The following is a 20,072-nucleotide window of genomic DNA, read 5'->3' as shown; positions in this document are numbered from 1 at the left end:
CCCCCATTTTTTTTTCCTCGCATTCTTGTCGTTGAATGTCAGATATTCATCCCCATATACTCAGTTAACGACTTGCTGAAACCCGCTGACTCGTGTTTCACGAGATTTCCTTAACCTGGCGGAAGCTAAACTAAGAGAGAGCTCTATGAACCCTGAGCGTTCCGAACGCATAGAAATCCCCGTATTGCCTCTGCGCGATGTGGTGGTTTATCCGCATATGGTTATCCCGTTGTTCGTTGGCCGGGAGAAATCAATTCGCTGTCTCGAAGCAGCAATGGATAATGATAAAAAAATCATGCTCGTTGCGCAGAAAGAAGCGTCGACGGATGAACCTGGTATCAACGATTTGTTCTCAGTGGGAACCGTAGCCTCTATTTTACAGATGCTTAAACTTCCTGATGGAACGGTAAAAGTTCTGGTCGAAGGCCTGCAGCGTGCGCGTATTACCACGTTATCCGACAGCGGTGAGCATTTTGCAGCCCATGCCGAATACCTGGAATCGCCAGCGGTAGACGAGCGCGAGCAAGAGGTGCTGGTTCGCACGGCCATTAATCAGTTTGAAGGCTATATCAAACTGAATAAAAAAATTCCGCCGGAAGTGCTGACCTCACTGAACAGCATTGAAGACGCTGCGCGCCTGGCGGACACCATTGCCGCGCACATGCCGTTAAAGCTTGCCGACAAACAGTCTGTGCTGGAGATGTTCGACATTACCGAACGCCTTGAGTATCTGATGGCGATGATGGAATCGGAAATCGACCTGCTGCAGGTTGAAAAACGCATTCGTAATCGTGTCAAAAAACAGATGGAAAAAAGCCAGCGCGAGTACTATCTGAATGAGCAAATGAAAGCTATTCAGAAAGAGCTGGGCGAGATGGACGACGCGCCTGATGAACATGAAGCGCTGAAACGCAAAATCGAAGCGGCCAAAATGCCGAAAGATGCGCGTGAAAAAACGGAAGCCGAGCTGCAAAAGCTGAAAATGATGTCACCGATGTCCGCCGAGGCCACCGTAGTGCGGGGCTATATCGACTGGATGCTTCAGGTGCCGTGGAATGCTCGCAGCAAAGTTAAAAAAGACCTGCGTAAGGCGCAGGAGGTGCTGGATACCGACCACTTTGGTCTTGAGCGTGTGAAAGACCGTATCCTTGAGTACCTCGCCGTACAGACGCGTGTCAGCAAAATCAAAGGGCCAATCCTGTGTCTGGTTGGGCCTCCGGGCGTGGGTAAAACCTCGCTGGGGCAGTCAATTGCCCGTGCAACCGGTCGCGAATATGTGCGTATGGCGCTGGGTGGCGTGCGTGATGAAGCGGAAATCCGCGGTCACCGCCGTACCTATATAGGTTCTATGCCAGGCAAACTTATCCAGAAAATGGCTAAAGTTGGCGTGAAGAACCCGCTGTTCCTGCTCGATGAGATCGACAAAATGTCTTCCGACATGCGCGGCGATCCGGCGTCGGCTCTCCTGGAAGTGCTTGATCCAGAACAGAACGTGGCCTTCAACGACCACTACCTGGAAGTTGACTACGACCTGTCTGATGTGATGTTCGTGGCAACGTCAAACTCGATGAACATTCCGGCGCCGCTGCTTGACCGTATGGAAGTGATTCGCCTGTCGGGTTATACCGAAGACGAAAAACTGAATATCGCCAAACAGCACCTGTTGCCGAAACAAATCGAGCGCAACGCGCTGAAGAAAAATGAGCTGACCGTTGAAGACAGCGCCATTATCGGCATTATTCGTTTCTACACCCGCGAAGCCGGTGTGCGTAGTTTGGAACGTGAAATTTCCAAGCTGTGCCGTAAAGCGGTTAAACAGCTGCTATTGGACAAAACGCTCAAGCACATTGTGATTAACGGCGATAACCTCAAAGACTATCTCGGCGTGCAGAAGGTTGACTATGGCCGTGCAGACACGGAAAACCGCGTAGGGCAGGTTACTGGCCTTGCGTGGACTGAAGTGGGCGGCGAGCTGCTGACTATCGAAACCGCCTGCGTGCCGGGTAAAGGCAAGCTGACCTACACCGGTTCTCTCGGTGAAGTTATGCAGGAGTCGATTCAGGCTGCGCTGACCGTGGTGCGCGCGCGCGCTGAAAAGTTGGGTATCAACCCTGATTTCTACGAAAAACGTGATATTCACGTTCACGTACCTGAAGGGGCGACGCCGAAAGACGGCCCAAGCGCCGGTATTGCAATGTGTACCGCGTTGGTTTCCTGTTTGACCGGTAACCCTGTTCGCGCCGACGTGGCCATGACCGGCGAGATAACGCTGCGTGGTCTGGTTCTGCCCATCGGCGGTCTAAAGGAAAAACTGCTGGCTGCACACCGCGGTGGTATCAAAGTGGTACTGATCCCTGATGACAACAAGCGTGACCTGGAAGAGATCCCAGACAACGTGTTGGCTGATTTAGAGATCCACCCGGTTAAGCGTATCGACGACGTGCTGAACTTTGCATTGCAGAATCCAGCCTTCGGCGCACTGCCGGTTGCTGCAAAATAGTGACCTAATGCATAAAGTGTAAGCAAAACTAAGGCTGGCAGGTGAAATCCCACTTGCCAGCCTTTTTTTGTGCCGTTAAGTTAGTACACCTGTCAGAAGGGTGCAACGGGTTCTGGGTAGCTTGCATACCCCTGACAAGCTTGATATAACAGCTGCGCTGTCACGTCCGTAGGGAAATTTCGGCGTGACGATAGAATTTTAAGAGGGGATGAAAACGTGAATAAGTCACAACTGATCGACAAAATTGCAGCCGGTGCGGATATTTCTAAAGCGGCCGCTGGACGTGTGCTGGACGCGGTGCTTGCATCGGTAACTGATTCTCTGAAAGCCGGAGAAGAAGTTGCACTGGTTGGATTCGGTACCTTTGCAGTTCGTGAGCGCTCAGCTCGCACAGGCCGTAACCCGCAAACCGGTAAAGAAATCAGTATTCCGGCTGCCAAAGTTCCTGGCTTCCGTGCAGGTAAATCGTTGAAAGATGCAGTAAACGGATAATTACTAACAATAACCTGACGTCTCAGGGTTGGTAAGGTAATATATAAGGCGCATCGAAGAGATGCGCTTTTTTTACTTTTGCGTGCCGATGCTCATGGACGCAAAAGGTTTTTCTTAAAGGCGTTGCCTGTTAACAGTGATTCTTTTGAACACCACTCGAAACGAAGTGTCAGTGTAAACACGCAGTTTATTGTGCAGCACCCTGATGGGTGTCACAGGGATCGTTGGTACAACCCACGCAGCCCAAGTTTTAAACCCCAAATACAGCGGAGTGTTGCTTCACTATGATGGACAACTTACGCGCGGCAGCTAATCACGTCGTGCTCAAAATTATTCTTGGTCTGATCGTTTTATCTTTTGTTTTGACCGGTGTAGGCAATTACCTGATCGGTGGGTCGAGTGACTACGCAGCGAAAGTGAACGGCCAGGAAATCAGCCGTGCACAGCTTGACGATGCAGTTGGGAATCAGCGCAGTCGCTTGCAGCAGCAGCTTGGCGATCAGTTTGCCGCGCTGGCCGGTAGCGACGGTTATATGCAGCAACTGCGTCAGCAGTCTCTTAATAACCTCGTCGACGTGACTCTGCTTGACCAATACTCCAAAAAATTAGGTGTGACGGTTAGCGATCAGCAAATCAAAGACGCTATTCTGGCTACGCCTCAGTTCCAGACCAACAACCAGTTTGATAATGCCAAATACCTGCAAACTATTCAGGGCATGGGCTACACCGCTGATAACTTCGCACAGTTGATGAAACAGCAACTGGTTAGCCAGCAGTTGGCTCAGGCGTATGGCGATTCAGACTTCGTGCTGCCGGTAGAAAGCAAATCAATGTCAGAGCTGGTGCTGCAGGAGCGTGATGTTCATACCGCGACCTTCAACACTGAGGCGCTTGCGGGCAAACAGCAGGTGAGCGACAGCGAGTTGCAAGCCTTCTATGACCAGCACAAAAACAGCTTCGTGGCCCCTGAGCAGTTGAAAGTTAGCTATATCGAAATGGACGCTGCGGCGATGCAAGGCAAAACTCAGGTGACTGATGCCGACGTTGCTGCCTACTACGACCAGCACAAAAGCGAGTTTGGTCAGCCTGAACGTCGCCGTTACAGCGTCATTGTTGCTAAAGATGAAGCTGATGCGAAGGCCATCGACGCGCAGTTAAAAGGCGGCGCTGATTTCGCAGAGCTGGCAAAATCCAAGTCTATTGATACCCTCAGCGGCAAGAAGGGCGGTGATCTGGGCTGGATGGAACCCGAAACCACGCTGCCAGAATTCAAAAGTGCCAACCTGAACACCAAAGGCCAGACCTCAGGCGTTATCAAATCAGACAGCGGCTACTTCATTCTGCGCCTTGAAGACATTATGCCAGAGCAGGTTAAGCCACTTGCAGAGGTGCACGACAGTATCGTAGACAAGCTTAAGCAAGAGAAAGCGCTCGACGCTTACTACGCGCTTCAGCAGAAAGTGAGCGACGCTGCCAGTAACGACAACGAGTCCTTGGCCTCGGCCGAGCATGCTGCAGGCACTAAAGCTCAGCATACAGACTGGTTTACTGAGCAAAATATTCCGGCTGCCATCAACTTCAAGCCGGTTGTTCAGTCACTGTTTGACGGCAGCTTGATTGGTCACGACGGCGCACCGGGCAACAACTCGGACGTTATCACCGTTGATGGCGATCGCGCATTTGTGGTTCGCGTGGACTCTCACAAAGCGGCCGGTATCAAGCCGTTCACTGACGTCAAAGACCAGGTGACGCAGATGGTTAAACGCCAGAAGGCAGAAGATCAGGCGCGCGTTGATGCTGAGAAACTGCTGACTGCGCTGAATGCCGGTAAAGGCGACGACGCGTTGAAAGCCGCCGGTCTGAGTTTTGGCAACGTGCAAAAAGTGCAGCGTACCGCTCAGCCTTCCGACTTCGAGCAAAACGTTTATGCGCTGGCCCAGCCTACGGCCGATAAGCCAAGCTACGGTATTTCACAGGACCCTCAGGGCAATACGGTGCTTATCAAGCTGACCGCCGTAACTCAGGGGAAACTGCCTGATGCAGAAGCAGCCCAGTTTAACCAGCAGCTGCAGCAGACTTCGTCAAACAACACCTTTGATGCACTGCTCGGCAACCTGCGCCAACAGGCTAAAATCAAGTTAGGCAGCGCCGCGCAGAATCAGTAAAAGTGCGAGGCTTCACGGAGCCTGACTGCAATGACCTGCAACACCCAAAGGCCGCTTTCGCGGCCTTTTCCATTTCTGATTTCTAGCATTTGTTATTGCCTCCCCGCTGCGCCACTCTGTCCGTGCTGAAACAACATGGAGGATTACAGCATGCAAAAATTATCAATCACTACCCTGGTATTGGCTTTAGGACTTGCAGTTATGCCACTGAGCTCGCAGGCGGCCCCGGAGAGTTCCACAAAGGGCGCGGTTTCGAGCAGCATTGAGAAATCTGCCAGTAACGCTAAAAGCGCCGCAAAATCGGCGGTCAAAGACGCCGATGCGAGCAAGGCCGAGCAAGAGAAGGTGAGCCTAAACAATGCCACTGCCGAAGATCTTTCAAAAGCACTGAGTGGAGTGGGGCTTAAGAAAGGACAGACAATTGTTGAGTACCGCACCGAAATGGGACCTTTCACCAAGATAGAACAACTGCAGGAAGTGCCGGGTATCGGCCCTTCTTTATTTCAGCGTAATCAGTCCCGTTTGAAATTGTGATACAGATCGCGGCGATGAGGCGAAGACTTTTTTCGCCGCGTTCTTCTGCTAACCTGATAGAAGTCCGACCAGTTAACTGACTTCTTTAAGGGCAGGTTTATCACTATGCAAACAATGATTAAAGTTCGTGGATTTCACATTGATGTTTATCAACACGTTAACAACGCGCGATATCTGGAGTTTCTTGAAACGGCGCGCTGGGAGTGGCTGGATGACAAACAGGGCTTTAAATGGATGGCGCAAAACAAAATTGCCTTCATTTTGGTCAATATAAATATTAACTATCGTAAACCTGCCGTACTCGGCGACGAGCTACAAATTAACAGCCAGCTTCTGCAACTCAATACTAAAAGCGGCGTGCTGACACAGGTGATTACCTGCAATGGCGAAACGGTGGTTGATGCAACGCTGACCTTTGTCTGTATCGATCTTCGTAGCCAAAAGGCGTTACCGCTGGAAGGTGAGTTAAGGGATAAACTCCGCGAGCTTGAAGAATAGCACGGGTAAAAATATATGTGCTTTTAAGGGGATAGGTAATCGTTCAGAGCGGCTGAATATGACGCCGCTTACTGCGATACTCAAACAGTGTGCGAGTCATTAAGACATTTGAACGGGGGATATTTAAGCGTTTTTTTGTATTTGCAACCCTGCAAATTATGCAAAGTAGAACCTCTATTTTATCTATGATGCAAGTTAGGGAAAAAACATGTTTTCTCAAACGATCGGGGCCCCGCTCATTCAGTCTTCTTCAGTAAGCTCGTCATTAACACCCGTAGTGGTCAGTCCCCTTACGCATAACATAACCAGTATCCGCCAGGGACCACCTGCTGCTCACTTTTCCTCCTCACCAGGCAACGCTATTACTCAAAAGAAACGTTCTAACCCGCGCGATACCCGTGTAGGTTTAACCCAGGCGGCGCTCAACCATTTAATCAAATGGCGAGATATGACAATTGAAAAACGCATAGCTGCGGGAGGAATGAAAGGCTATGCCTGCACGCATGGAATAAACCTCAATTTCTGGCGAAGCCTGACAAACAGTGCCGGGCTGACAGTTTTAGGGCAGCAAAAACTATCCCCGCAGGAAATTATGCCAATCGAAAATCATCATCTCGAAAAATGGCGAGATATGACATATCAGAAGCGAATAGATGCCGGTGGCGCCACGGGATATGCCCATACTCATCACCTTAATGTGCGCTATTGGAGAGATCTCGTCAAAAACAGCGGTCTTTTGCCGCTGGCGTCACAGAGACTGGTGTCGTACCCGATTGAGCGTATTAGTGAGCGCCATCTTATTGAGTGGCGTGATATGAGCAGCGACGACAGAAAGTCCATTGGTGGTAATTCAGGCTATGCTTTTTCCCGCCGTATAAACGTGAGGAGCTGGCGGCTCTATGCAAAAGTCAATGGATTAACGGCCATAGGTTTACAGAAAATCAAATCTTCTGAAATGGTTTGTATACAGAATTACCATCTTAAAGCCTGGCTTACTATGAGCCAGCTTGAAAGAGATAATATCGGTGGAACAACGGGTTATGCCTTGTCGAATAACATCAGTGCCTATAGATGGCGGCTGTTTGCCAATCGATTTGGGCTGACTATGTTAGGCCTACAAAAAATGTCGAGTTATCGACCCCAGCGCGTGGAGAATTGTCATCTTATAGAATGGCAAAATATGAGTATTACCGAGAGGAAAGCGATAGGGGGCAACGGTGGCTTTGCCGAAAAACATAAGATTAGTCTTGGCGTGCTGAGAAGACTCACGACGATTAAAGGATTGACCGTACTTGGGGCGCAAAGACTCACGCCCACTGAGCTGGGCCCTATAAAAATTGAGCATCTTGAAAAGTGGCGCAACCTGACCATGGAGCAAAGAAGAGCGGCGGGAGGCCTAGGTGGGTTCGCGACCGCCGAGAAAATAAATTTAGGAAACTTGTGGAATCTGGTTTCGGTTTACGGGCTCAAAAAAAGAGGGGAGCGACTCTTGTTGTCTAAAAAGATGAAACTTATTAACGCCCCTGACGCTGATAAGTCGTATTCCAATACGCTTGGAGAAAAAACGCCCAACCAGATCGCCCTCAACAATCAGAAGATAGCCGCCGTCGCCAAAGAAAACGCCTGCTTCATTTGCATCAAAGATATTGAAGGTCAACTTTCAATAAAATTTGGGCCAGAAGGACAACCGATTGAGCGGATCCCGCTAACGGCCACTCCAGCCAAGATAATGACTCTTAGGGTGCAGAGAGAAAATAATAAGCTGGTTTATGACGCCATCAGACCCGGACCAATGATAAAAACAATCGCCGTAAGTCCGCGTGACGAAGATAACCTTTACCATGCGTTGATAAAAGCGCTGCATCCGCACAGTACAGAAGACGACTGTCTGGCGCGAATCAGCGCAATGAGGTTAATCAAATAATCAGGCGAGGCCGGTTTTTTCCAGCAGACTGGCTTTTATTGCTTCCGGGGACTGCTGATACTCAGCCAAACCTTTAGCACGCAGGTGGCAGGCGGCACACTCACCACAGCCGTCACCGGCAATGCCGTTGTAGCAGGTCAGCGTTTGGTTACGCACCATGGGCAGCTTGCCGTAGTAATCAGCCAGTGCCCAGGTTTCCGCCTTGTTTAGCCACATCAGCGGTGTTTCAAAGCGAATTTCACGCGCGATGCCCAGAGAGACGGCATGATTCAGCGCTTTGACAAATTCGTCACGGCAGTCTGGATACCCTGAAAAGTCCGTCTCGCAGACGCCGGTAATTACCGCTTCTGCCTGAATTTGGTAGGCATAAATTGCCGCCAGCGTCAGAAACAGGATATTGCGACCCGGCACAAAGGTGCTCGGTAATTCGTTTTCTTCTCCTTCACCAAACTGCGGCACAGGAATGTTATCGCGAGTCAGGCTGCTGACCGCCAATTCGTTAAGTAGGCCAACGTCGAGAACCTTGTGCGCTTTTGCCCCGAGCTCGACAGAAAGCTTTTGCGCTATCTCGATTTCGGCGCGGTGACGCTGGCCATAGTCGAAGGTGATGCAATGAACTTCGTCATACTGCGTCAGCGCCTGCACCAGGCAGGTAGTAGAGTCCTGTCCGCCACTAAAAACCACCACGGCTCTTTTCATTGTTAAATCCTTTATTATGTTAAGGCTGCATGCAAGAGGGCAGCATTGAATGCCGGTATGTTACTGACGTTTTGCGGACGTTAATAGTAAAAATCAGTCCCTCTCGTCGAGCGGCGGCGGCAACCATGCCTGGCAGAAATCAAACCAGCCCCAGGCGGTAAGCTGCACGCCGTTAACACCCGGAGGCGCGCTGACCTGGTATTGATAATTGAACAATGGCGTAATGCTGCCCTGCTGCATGAGCTGGGAAAAATGTTCGCGCAGCCTTTCTTCGCGCAGCGATTCAGAGGGCAATTGCTGTATTTCAAGCAGGCGACTATTTTGCTGCTCGATACCTTTAGCATCAAGAATAGTGGGCCACAATAGGTCCTGTCGCAGCCAGTTCTCCAGCGTGGCGACCGGGGCTTCACCAATGAGTCGATCGCCGAGAATTATATCTACCTCGGCCAATTGTTCGGCGTTGTCCCAGAGTCGCCCAGAGTGATAAGAGGTGTGTAACTCACAGCCGTGGGCGGCAAGGATAATTTTTAATTCGTCGGCCAGAAGTTTCAGTTCAATCGGCGGATGAAACATCAGGGTAAGTCTGGGCGGCAGCGGTACGTCAGCTAGCCACGTATTATTTTGATTCACATCAGGCAGCGGCCAACCGGGCAGCATTTCACGGCTGCGTTTTACCAAAGAGTGATCGATAGGCAAGTTATCGAGAAGCCCCGAATTCTGAATCAAGGCAATTATCTTTTGCGCCTGCAGCGGGGTGAGATGTTGCCTTTGCTGATTTACGGCTAAATAACAGAAACCCAGACTGGTGCTGCGCCTGACTGGTCTGACTAAATCCATTTCACTTTTTTCACCCAGTATTATCCGCACAGGATGTTGGCAACTGACATTATCGTTACCTTTTTGCTCATACAGTTGAGGCGAAATCCAATACTCAATCGCCGAAAGATAAGGGCGCTGCAGATGGTAATAAGGATGCTGTTCTAGCCTGACTCTTTCGGCGGCAAAGTGAGCCAGTTTGAAGGGGCCTGCCCCCACTGTCGGCTCCGCTGGGTGAAACAGCAGGCAGCTAAGGTCGGCCAACCGATGCGCCAGCCAGTAGTCTGGTTTTTTAAGACTAAACTGCAGGCAAAGTGCATGAGGTTGAGAAATGAGGTCAACGTTTTCTAAACTGTGGCGACTGTGTGCGGAGTGGCGCAGCTTCTCAAACAGTTGACACAACTGACGAGTGAGCAAGGGTTCTCCATTGTGCCAATAAAGTTGGCTGCGCAGAAAAAACTGCCAAACTTTGCCTTCTTCTCTTATTTGCCAGTGGTGTGCAAGGTCAGGCTGCGGAGTGGGTTGACCGGTAATAAAGCGCGTCAGCCCGGCGTGCAGTGTATGCGCGATATGTTGCTCGGCGCGGCCGCTGAGCGTTTGTGGGTCAAGCACCTGCATCGGGCGATAATAGGGAATACGCAGCGTCGGTGCATCTTCTTGCCATTGGCCACCCAGATGAGGTGCCAGCAGGGAGTTAAGATGCTGCGGATCCAGCTGTGTAAGCTGGAGCGCGGCCGAGTGTTCCCCCTCGTTCAACAGCTTTAGCAGATAGGACTCCCGCAGGCTTTCGGGCGTTTTGAGGCAGCTTATCTGCGCCCGCTTTCCTCGACCGGCTTGTGATGACCAACTTATCCAGCCTGCCTCCTGAAACTGTGTCAGCAGCGTTCGCGTATGGCGTTCACTGCAGAAAAAAATTACCGCCAGCGACGCAACCGTGACAGCCTGTGTCTCAAGCCCGGTTTTGTCGTATAAACGCTGATATTGATTGAGACGGTTCTGCAAACGCATAATAAATCCGGAAGTGTTTTTATTAAGTTGTCACTATTTGTTCAGCATATAATAGACGATACTTTTTGCAGAAATTTCTTCCGTTAATGACGGGTAAGCAGCAATTTTAGCTCTGGGAGAACGGCATGTTGGAACAGAAAAAACCGCTTCGTTTAGCAGCATTTGACATGGACGGTACGCTGCTGATGCCAGACCACCGTTTGGGAGAGAAGACGCTGTCCAGCCTGCGTGAGTTGGCCGAACGCCGCGTGACGCTGGTTTTTGCCACCGGACGTCATTATCTCGAGATGAAACAGATTCTGGCGAATATTAATATTCCCGGCTATCTGATAACCGGCAACGGGACGCGCGTGCATGACCTTAACGGCACTCTACTGCACGCCAGTAATTTGCCCGAGGACAATTTTAAGACACTGATTAGCCAGAAATGGCCCACGGCGGCCAGCTTTCACGTTTTTCGCGACGACGGTTGGGTAACGAATCAAGATATGCCAGAGCTACTGCATGCCCATCAATTTAGCGGATTCCGTTACCAGCTCAGTGAGTTGGAGAATATTTCAGCCTCTGGCAACAGTAAAGTCTGCTTCTGCGCCGCACACGACGAGCTGTTAGCGCTGTTACCCGTACTGCAGACCTTTTTTGGCGACAGGCTGGATTTTTGCTTCTCGGCTTACGACTGTCTCGACGTTATGCCTGTTGGCAGTAATAAAGGCAGTGCGCTGGCCTTGCTGACTGAAAAACTGGGGATACCGCTCAGTGAATGTATGGCGTTTGGCGATGCAATGAATGACCGGGAAATGCTTGAGAGCGTGGGCAGGGGATTAGTGATGGGCAACGCGTTGCCGCAGCTTAAGCAGCAGGTTGCACATCTGGAAGTGATCGGACATTGCAAAAACCAGGCGGTTTCGCACTTTTTACAACATTGGCTGAACTCACCAACCCTGACCTATTCCCCCGAATACTAAGGTCTTGCAGCCAGCCGACGCGTTGAACGTCGGCTTTTTTCCGATCCGAAGCACTGAAAATCAACGCAGGTTAGCGAGTTTTTCACGAAACGGCGACAGATCGCCGAGATTTTCAGCCACCCAATGCGGATTAAAATAGGTATGCTGATAGCGCTCACCGCTGTCGCAAATCAGTGTCACAATCGCGCCTTTTTCTCCCTTTTCCCGCATCTCTTCGGCGAGCAGCAACGCGCCCCACACGTTGGTGCCGGTCGAACCGCCGACCTTACGGCCCAGCATCGTTTCCAGCCAGTGTACTGTTGCAACGCTGGCGGCATCGGGTACGCGCATCATGCGGTCAATCACTCCGGGGATAAACGAAGGTTCGACGCGCGGGCGGCCAATGCCCTCAATGCGGCTGCTGCACTGGGCAACAATATCTTTATTACCCTGCTGATAGCAGTCGTAAAACACCGAGTTTTCCGGGTCAACCACCACCAACTCCGTTTGATGGCCCTGATAGCGGATATAGCGGCCCAACGTCGCCGACGTACCACCCGTTCCGGCGCTCATCACCAGATAGCGCGGCACCGGATAAGGCTCGAGCGTCATCTGACGATAAATGCTGTCGGCGATGTTGTTATTGCCGCGCCAGTCGGTTGCACGCTCGGCGTAGGTGAATTGGTCCATATAGTGACCCTTCAACTCTTTGGCCAGCTGTTCGGAAGCCGCATAAATCTGGCTCGAGTTTTCGACAAAGTGGCATTTACCGCCGTAAAATTCGATTTGCTGAATTTTTCTCGGAGCCGTGCAAGCGGGCATCACGGCGATAAACGGCAGGCCCAGCAGGCGCGCAAAATAGGCCTCTGAAATCGCTGTGCTGCCGGACGAGGATTCAATAATCGGCGTATCCTGCTTAATCCAGCCATTGCACAGACCGTATAAGAACAGCGAACGCGCCAAACGATGTTTGAGGCTGCCGGTTGGGTGGGTGCTTTCATCTTTTAGATACAGCGAAATTCCTGGGAAATCCGCAATACTCAGGCGGATCAGATGGGTATCGGCAGATCGTCGAAAATCTGCGTCGATCTCTTTTATGGCATTTTTGACCCAACAATCGTTCATTGCATATTTCCAGAGAAGTTTGATGTTATAGCGAATAGCTTACCTTGGTCTTGAAGGAAAAAAGTTGCTATTTTTAACAAACAAAGGCAGTTATAGAGAAAATTATTCTCCTGGATGGTGAAATGATAGATAAAACTGACCGCAAGCTTCTGGCACTCCTGCAGCAGGACTGCACGCTTTCACTCATTGAATTAGCTGAGGCGGTAAATCTGACCTCCACGCCGTGCTGGAAACGTATTAAAAAGCTTGAAGAAGAGGGCGTTATTTTGGGTAAAGTCGCCCTGCTCGATGCCGAAAAACTCGGGCTGACACTCACCGCCTTTGTGCGCATCAAGACGCAGCAACACAGCAGCCAGTGGTATCAGAACTTTGTCGAGCAGATTGAATCGTTTCCCGAGGTTCTGTCGTTTTATCGAATGGCGGGAGAATATGACTACCTGATGCAAGTGCAAGTGGCCGATATGAAAAGCTACGACAACTTCTATAAAAAGCTGGTGAGCGCCGTGCCGGGGCTGTTGGATGTTACCTCCAATTTCGCCATGGAGAGAATAAAATCGACGACGCATTTACCTCTTTAAGCATAAAAGTTTGGTAAGAGTAGGCGGCTATCGGTGTTATCCTAAGGCGGAAAATCAAAGAATTTTAAAACTAAAATCATGGAAAAATCTGCGTGAGACTGTTTGCCCAACTGGCCTGGTATTTCCGCCGCGAATGGCGTAGATATCTGGGAGCCGTCGCTCTGTTAATTATCATCGCCATTCTGCAGCTATTGCCGCCAAAACTTGTGGGCATCATTATTGATGGCGTCACCAGCAAAACCCTGCCCGCCAATAAACTGTTTGGCTGGCTTGGGCTTATCCTTGGCACCGCGATTTTAGTTTATTTACTGCGCTATGTGTGGCGCGTGTTGCTGTTCGGGGCTTCGTATCAGTTAGCGGTTGAACTGCGCCAGAATTTTTATCGTCAGCTGAGTCGCCAGCATCCTGCCTTTTATTTACGTCACCGCACCGGCGACCTGATTGCCCGCGCCACCAACGACGTAGATCGCGTGGTTTTTGCTGCCGGAGAAGGGGTATTAACACTGGTGGATTCACTGGTGATGGGCCTCGCCGTGCTTATCGTGATGGCGACGCAAATTAGCTGGGAATTAACCCTGCTGTCGTTGGTACCAATGCCGATTATGGCGGCAGTGATCAAGCGCTACGGTGACCAGCTGCATCAACGTTTTAAAGTCGCTCAGGCGGCCTTTTCGTCATTAAACGACCAGGCGCAGGAGAGTCTGACCAGCATTCGCATGATCAAAGCGTTTGGGCTCGAAAACCATCAGTCTTCACAGTTTGCCGATGTGGCGCAGGACACTGGCGTCAAAAATATGCGTGTTGCCCGCGTCGATGCCCGTTTTGATCCGACGATTTATGTGTCTATCGGCATGGCCAATATGTTGGCTATCGGCGGCGGCAGTTGGATGGTGGTCAACGGTCATCTTACCCTCGGCCAGCTCACCAGTTTTGTGATGTATTTGGGATTGATGATCTGGCCGATGCTGGCGTTGGCGTGGATGTTTAACATCGTTGAACGTGGCAGCGCTGCCTACAGTCGTATCCGCAGCCTCCTGCAGGAAGCGCCGTGTGTGGTTGACGGCACTCAGCCGCTTTCGGCCGACACCAGCACCCTCGATGTTGATATTGATAACTTTTACTATCCTAAAACCCATTCGCCCGCGCTCCAGGAGCTTCAATTCAGTCTGGCTCCGGGCAAGATGCTGGGGCTTTGTGGCCCGACCGGCGCAGGAAAAAGCACGCTTTTGGCCCTGATACAGCGACAGTTTGACGTCACCGAAGGCAGCATTCGCTATCAGAACAAGCCGTTGAGCGACATTCTGCTCGATGACTGGCGTTCGAAAATGGCCATCGTCAGCCAAACGCCATTTCTATTTTCAGACACCGTGGCGCAAAACATTGCCTTGGGTCGCCCTGATGCTACGCAGTCAGAAATTGAACAGGCGGCGAAAATGGCCTGTGTGCATGACGATATTTTGCGTTTGCCGCAGGGTTATGAAACCGAAGTGGGCGAGCGGGGCGTGATGCTGTCCGGCGGTCAAAAGCAGCGTATTTCGATTGCTCGTGCGTTGCTGCTTGATGCTGAAATTTTGATTCTTGACGATGCTCTTAGTGCCGTCGATGGCCGCACTGAACACCAGATTTTGCAAAATCTGCGCCAGTGGGGCAGCAATAAAACGGTGATTATCAGTGCGCACCGTCTGTCTGCTCTGATAGATGCGGCAGAAATTTTGGTGTTTCATAAGGGAACGGTTGCCCAGAGAGGTAATCACGAAACCCTCTCTACCCACGCGGGTTGGTATCGTGATATGCATCGTTATCAACAGCTTGAAGCGGCATTGGATGAAGTTCCTGCCCAACAGGAGCCGGTTAAACCGTGAGTAAGACTCTTTCAAAGGCTGCCCCAGCCAAAAAAATTAAACTATGGCCCACGCTCAAACGGCTGCTGGTGTACGGGAAATCCTACCGCAAACCTCTGTCTACTGCGGTGATCATGCTGTGGATAGCCGCCGCTGCCGAAGTGCTTGGCCCGATCCTCATCAGCTATTTTATTGACAACTATGTGTCAAAAGGGCTGTTGCCACTGGGCATGGTCAGCCTGCTTGCGGTGACTTTTATCGTACTGCAAATACTGGCCGCCAGCCTGCACTATTCGCAGGCGTTGCTGTTTAACCGCGCTGCCGTCGGCGTCGTGCAGCGCCTGCGTACTGACGTGATGGATGCCGCGCTGCGCCAGCCCCTGAGTGCGTTTGATACCCAGCCGGTGGGGCAGCTTATTTCGCGCGTCACCAATGATACCGAGGTCATCCGTGACCTCTATGTGACCGTCGTTTCAACGGTGTTGCGAAGCATTGCCCTGATTGGTGCCATGCTGGTGGCGATGTTCTTGCTCGACTGGCGCATGGCACTGATTGCTATCTGTATTTTCCCCGCTGTGCTGGTGGTAATGGCGCTGTATCAGGTCTACAGCACGCCGGTGGTGCGGCAGGTACGCACCTATTTGGCCGATATTAACGACGGCTTTAATGAAGTGATTAATGGCATGGGCGTAGTTCAGCAGTTTCGTCAGCAAAAACGCTTTGGTGAGCGTCTAAGTCGCGCCAGCCAGTCGCATTATCTGGCGCGTATGAAAACGCTGAAGCTGGAAGGGTTCCTGCTTCGTCCACTGCTCAGTCTATTTGGTTCGTTAATATTATGCGGGCTGCTGGTGCTGTTTGGTTTTAGCGAAGAGGGCAGTATTGGCGTCGGTGTGCTTTATGCCTTTATTAACTATCTGTCGCGACTCAATGAACCGCTGATTGCACTCACCTCGCAGCAGTCAATTCTTCAGCAGGCGGTGGTGGCCGGTGAGCGTATTTTTGATTTGATGGACCGCTCACAGCAGGAGTACGGTGAAGACGTGCAGCCGTTGACCAGCGGTGAAATCGATTTTCGCGAGGTAAGCTTTGCCTATCGTGATGACAAATTTGTGCTCGAAAATATCTCGCTGCATGTGCCTTCACGCGGATTTGTGGCCCTGGTGGGACACACCGGCAGCGGCAAGAGTACTTTAGCCAACCTGCTGATGGGGTACTACCCGTTAAATCGAGGGGAAATCCTGATCGATGGCCGTCCCTTGACCAGCCTGTCTCACTCCTGCCTGCGCAAGGGCGTTGCGATGGTGCAGCAGGACCCGGTTGTGCTGGCAGAAACAGTATTGGCCAACGTGACACTTGGGCGCGACGTTGACGAAGAGCAGGTCTGGCATGCGCTTGAAACCGTGCAGCTGGCCCCGTTGGTTAAGGCCATGCCTGAGGGGATTCACACTCGGCTCGGTGAGCAGGGCAATAATCTCTCCGTTGGGCAGAAACAGCTTCTGGCGATGGCACGTGTTTTGGTGCAAGCCCCCGAGATTTTGATCCTCGACGAGGCAACGGCAAATATCGACTCCGGCACCGAGCAGGCTATTTCACGCGCCCTGCGTGCCATCAGGCAGCAAACCACGCTGGTGGTTATCGCTCACCGTCTTTCGACCATTGTGGATGCCGATAACATCCTGGTACTGCATCGTGGACAGGCGGTTGAACAGGGTAATCACTTCCAGCTGCTGCAGGAAAAAGGCCGCTACTATCAGATGTATCAGCTGCAGTTGGCCGGTGAAGAACTTGCCTCGGCCGAGCAGTCTGAAGCCTTGCCGCTTATCTAAAATTACGTCATAAAGTCACCTGAGGGTCGGCTTTATGACGTACTTTTCACTCTTCTTACTATCCCCCCTGTTGATTCAACGCACCATCATCATGCAACGCCTCAGCGGGCTCTGATCCCTCTGCACTCTTTGTGACCGCCATGCACCAAGTTGGTGCTCAATCGGCTACACTTTGTTCACCCGCAGCTGTATCACTCTTGCCAAAAAGGTCCTTGAATAATCCGAATATGGCGTGGGTTGGCGTTAATTAGCTGAATCGTCAACTTTGCACACATTTGGCACAGCCTTTGCTTTAACCTTTTTGTATTGGGCGTGAGTCGCATCACGATAAGCTCTTAATTTAAGGAGTGGCAAAATGAAGCTGGTTACTGTGGTGATCAAACCTTTCAAGCTGGAAGACGTGCGTGAAGCATTGTCTGCTGTGGGCATTCAAGGGCTGACCGTAACAGAAGTAAAAGGTTTTGGTCGCCAAAAAGGTCATGCGGAGTTGTATCGTGGTGCTGAGTACAGCGTCAACTTCCTGCCAAAAGTAAAAATAGATATCGCAATCGCTGACGATCAGCTCGATGAAGTTATCGACGTGATCAGTAAAGCGGCCTACACCGGCAAGATCGGTGATGGCAAAATTTTCGTTGCCGAATTGCAACGTGTTATTCGTATTCGCACCGGCGAAACCGACGAAGCAGCGCTGTAATTACAGACTCGGATAGTAGAACTTTTATATAAGAGAAACAGGGGTAGATTGATAATGAAAAAACTCTTATCCATGATGGGCCTGGCTGCGGTAGCGATGCTGCCTACGCTGGCAATGGCTGCCGACCCGGTAGCCAATGGCGCTGATAATGCCTTCATGATGATTTGTACCGCGCTGGTGCTGTTTATGACCGTGCCCGGCGTTGCACTGTTTTACGGCGGTTTACTGCGTTCAAAAAACGTATTGTCGATGCTGACTCAGGTTATCGTCACTTTTGCTCTGGTTTGCGTACTGTGGATGCTTTACGGCTACAGCCTGGCCTTCAGCGAAGGTAATGCCTTCTTCGGCGGCTTCAGCAATGCCATGCTGAAAGGTATCGGTCTGACGTCTGTCACCGGCACCTTCTCGCAGATGATCCACGTTGCTTTCCAATGCTCTTTCGCGGCCATTACGGTTGCGCTGGTTGTGGGCGGCATCGCTGAACGCGTTCGTTTCTCTGCGGTTCTGATCTTCACTGTTATCTGGCTGACCTTCTCCTATATCCCAATCGCACACATGGTTTGGGCGGGCGGTTTCTTGGCAGCAGACGGCGCGCTGGACTTTGCGGGCGGTACCGTTGTTCACATCAACGCGGCAAGCGCAGGTCTGGTCGGTGCTTACCTGTTGGGTAAACGTGCGGGCTTCGGTAAAGAGGCATTCAAACCACACAACCTGCCAATGGTGTTCACCGGTGCAGCTATCCTGTATGTGGGCTGGTTCGGCTTCAACGCCGGTTCAGCAAGTGCGGCAAGCTCAATCGCAGCGCTGGCGTTCCTTAACACTGTGATGGCAACCGCAGGCGCAATCCTGTCATGGGTGCTGGTTGAGTGGATGGTGCGCGGCAAACCTTCGCTGCTTGGCGCATGTTCCGGTGCTATCGCGGGTCTGGTTGCTATCACCCCGGCGTGTGGTACCGTCGGTGTTGGTGGTGCTCTGATTATTGGCCTGGTCGGCGGCGTTGCTGGCCTGTGGGGTGTTGTTACTCTGAAAAAATGGCTCAACGTTGATGATACCTGTGACGTGTTCGGCGTTCACGGCGTGTGTGGCATCGTAGGTTGTATCCTGACCGGCGTATTCAGTGCCAGCTCTCTGGGTGGTACCGGCTATGCAGAAGGTGTGACCATGGGCCACCAAGTCTGGATCCAGCTGCTGAGCATTGTAGTGACTCTGGTTTGGTCAAGCGTGGTTGCTTTCATCGCTTACAAAATTGCTGACATGGTTGTGGGTCTGCGTGTTCCTGAAGAACAAGAACGCGAAGGTCTGGACGTTAACAGCCACGGCGAAAACGCTTACAACCAGTAATCCTGGTGGAGCGAGACACACTATCCCTGTAAATGGATAATGATGAGATAGCAAAAAGGGGGACGATAATTATCGTCCCCCTTCTTTTTTTACTTAAACATTGCGCCGCTTACTCCGGCTTTCTCTGCCGCATGACCCCTTCCTGCACGGTGGAGGCAACCAGCACGCCTTCTCGGGTGTAAAACTGTCCGCGAACGAATCCCCGCGCGCCTGAGGCCGAGGTGCTTTCAATACTGTACAGCAGCCATTGATCAAGACGGAAAGGGCGGTGGAACCACATTGAGTGATCAATGGTGGCGACCTGCATGCCCGGTTCAAGAAAGCCCACACCGTGCGGCTGTAACGCCGTGGGTAAAAAGTTGAAGTCTGAAGCATAGCCCAGCAGGTATTGATGAATTCGCAGGTCGTCCGGCATGGCGCCGTTGGCCTTTATCCATACTGCGCGCTCCGGAGGCTCTACCTTGCCCTGCAACGGGTTGTGAAACTTAACTGGACGCATCTCTATGGGTCTTTGACCGATAAACTTTTCCCTGACTTTTTCGGGAATGATGTGCGCAAACTTTTTGGCTATCTCGGACTCGGAGATAAGCGTTTCGGGTGCTGGAACCTCGGGCATGCTGTTTTGATGCTCAAAGCCTTCCTCCAGACTTTGGAATGACGCCGTCATGTAAAATATCGGCTTGCCACTCTGTACGGCTTTAACGCGACGCGCACTGAAACTGTTGCCGTCGCGCAGGTTCTCTACGTCATAGACAATCGGCTTGCTGCTGTCGCCCGGTCGCAAAAAATAGCTGTGAAAAGAGTGAATGCCGCGATCGCCAGGTACCGTCTGCTTGGCGGCGTACAGCGCCTGCCCAACTACCTGTCCGCCAAATACCTGGCGCAGTCCCAGATCTTCACTCTGACCACGAAACAACCCTTCTTCTATTTTTTCAAGATTGAGGAGATCCAGTAGTTTATTTAGTGCCTGAGTCATAGGTTGCCTCGTGAATGTAGGAATTACTGGGTCGGAATTTTCTCATAAATGCCGTTAATTATGGCGGCTCACTGGCGCTAAAAATGACGCTAATCGTCTGTCACAGCAAGA

The 20,072-nt window shown here is 51.4% G+C and carries 16 protein-coding genes; 12 read left to right on the top strand and 4 right to left on the bottom strand.

Translation table 11 applies throughout. The features are described from left to right. The first annotated feature begins 145 nt into the window (after window positions 1-145). From lon to GA565_RS20130, 6 genes are all read left to right on the top strand, one after another. The gene (lon, locus tag GA565_RS20155; protein WP_055776802.1) at window positions 146-2,500 is read left to right on the top strand and encodes an endopeptidase La; all 2,355 of its coding nucleotides are present in this window, start codon (window positions 146-148) and stop codon (window positions 2,498-2,500) included. Window positions 2,501-2,716: 216 nt separating this feature from the next. After that, on the top strand, window positions 2,717-2,992 hold the full coding sequence (hupB, locus tag GA565_RS20150) for a nucleoid-associated protein HU-beta (protein ID WP_009638628.1): 276 nt from the start codon (window positions 2,717-2,719) through the stop codon (window positions 2,990-2,992). A gap of 284 nt (window positions 2,993-3,276) precedes the next feature. Further along, window positions 3,277-5,157 (top strand): peptidylprolyl isomerase, encoded by a 1,881-nt coding sequence (gene ppiD / locus GA565_RS20145; protein ID WP_152200374.1) that lies wholly within the window; start codon window positions 3,277-3,279, stop codon window positions 5,155-5,157. A 150-nt stretch (window positions 5,158-5,307) separates the two neighbouring features. Next, window positions 5,308-5,691, top strand: a complete 384-nt coding sequence (locus GA565_RS20140; RefSeq protein WP_226951003.1) for a helix-hairpin-helix domain-containing protein — start codon at window positions 5,308-5,310, stop codon at window positions 5,689-5,691. Window positions 5,692-5,796: 105 nt separating this feature from the next. After that, window positions 5,797-6,189: a thioesterase family protein gene (locus GA565_RS20135; protein WP_152200372.1), complete on the top strand. Its 393-nt coding sequence runs from the start codon at window positions 5,797-5,799 to the stop codon at window positions 6,187-6,189. Between the two features lie 208 nt (window positions 6,190-6,397). Then, window positions 6,398-8,113 carry a hypothetical protein gene (locus GA565_RS20130; protein ID WP_152200371.1) on the top strand — a complete coding sequence of 572 codons (1,716 nt, stop codon included), beginning with the start codon at window positions 6,398-6,400 and terminating at the stop codon, window positions 8,111-8,113. Here GA565_RS20130 and queC read toward each other — a convergent pair whose 3' ends face one another. Together queC and GA565_RS20120 are read right to left on the bottom strand one after the other, a co-directional pair. After that, on the bottom strand, window positions 8,114-8,812 hold the full coding sequence (gene queC, locus GA565_RS20125; protein WP_152200369.1) for a 7-cyano-7-deazaguanine synthase QueC: 699 nt from the start codon (window positions 8,810-8,812) through the stop codon (window positions 8,114-8,116). Between the two features lie 93 nt (window positions 8,813-8,905). Beyond that, window positions 8,906-10,636, bottom strand: a complete 1,731-nt coding sequence (locus GA565_RS20120) for an SgrR family transcriptional regulator (protein WP_152200368.1) — start codon at window positions 10,634-10,636, stop codon at window positions 8,906-8,908. Window positions 10,637-10,761: 125 nt separating this feature from the next. On the opposite strand from GA565_RS20120, the gene cof reads away from it, so the two are divergent. Next, window positions 10,762-11,601, top strand: coding sequence for an HMP-PP phosphatase (cof, locus tag GA565_RS20115; protein WP_152200366.1), 840 nt, complete (start codon window positions 10,762-10,764; stop codon window positions 11,599-11,601). Window positions 11,602-11,661: 60 nt separating this feature from the next. Here cof and GA565_RS20110 read toward each other — a convergent pair whose 3' ends face one another. Then, the gene (locus tag GA565_RS20110) at window positions 11,662-12,705 is read right to left on the bottom strand and encodes a PLP-dependent cysteine synthase family protein (RefSeq protein ID WP_152200364.1); all 1,044 of its coding nucleotides are present in this window, start codon (window positions 12,703-12,705) and stop codon (window positions 11,662-11,664) included. A gap of 122 nt (window positions 12,706-12,827) precedes the next feature. Here GA565_RS20110 and GA565_RS20105 point away from each other — a divergent pair, with 122 nt between their 5' ends. The 5 genes from GA565_RS20105 to amtB all read left to right on the top strand — a co-directional run bounded on the left by GA565_RS20105 (window position 12,828) and on the right by amtB (window position 18,985). After that, window positions 12,828-13,283: an Lrp/AsnC family transcriptional regulator gene (locus GA565_RS20105; protein WP_152200362.1), complete on the top strand. Its 456-nt coding sequence runs from the start codon at window positions 12,828-12,830 to the stop codon at window positions 13,281-13,283. 92 nt (window positions 13,284-13,375) lie between these two features. Continuing rightward, entirely contained in the window at window positions 13,376-15,145 is a 1,770-nt protein-coding gene (locus tag GA565_RS20100) for a SmdA family multidrug ABC transporter permease/ATP-binding protein (RefSeq protein WP_152200360.1), read from the top strand. Then, window positions 15,142-16,950 (top strand): SmdB family multidrug efflux ABC transporter permease/ATP-binding protein, encoded by a 1,809-nt coding sequence (locus GA565_RS20095; protein WP_304621430.1) that lies wholly within the window; start codon window positions 15,142-15,144, stop codon window positions 16,948-16,950. Before GA565_RS20100 ends, GA565_RS20095 begins: the two co-directional genes overlap by 4 nt. A 355-nt stretch (window positions 16,951-17,305) precedes the next feature. Then, entirely contained in the window at window positions 17,306-17,644 is a 339-nt protein-coding gene (gene glnK, locus GA565_RS20090; RefSeq protein WP_009639071.1) for a P-II family nitrogen regulator, read from the top strand. 54 nt (window positions 17,645-17,698) lie between these two features. Further along, window positions 17,699-18,985, top strand: coding sequence for an ammonium transporter AmtB (amtB, locus tag GA565_RS20085; protein ID WP_152200358.1), 1,287 nt, complete (start codon window positions 17,699-17,701; stop codon window positions 18,983-18,985). 109 nt (window positions 18,986-19,094) lie between these two features. On the opposite strand, the gene tesB is transcribed toward amtB, so the two are convergent. Continuing rightward, complete coding sequence (tesB, locus tag GA565_RS20080; RefSeq protein WP_152200356.1) at window positions 19,095-19,961, bottom strand: acyl-CoA thioesterase II; 867 nt, start codon at window positions 19,959-19,961, stop codon at window positions 19,095-19,097. Between the last annotated feature and the right edge of the window lie 111 nt (window positions 19,962-20,072).

The sequence above is a fragment of the Rouxiella sp. S1S-2 genome, from assembly GCF_009208105.1.
GTDB lineage: Bacteria > Pseudomonadota > Gammaproteobacteria > Enterobacterales > Enterobacteriaceae > Rouxiella.
Note: the sequence above shows the minus strand (reverse complement) of the source record. Positions and strands in the feature narration are given on the sequence as shown.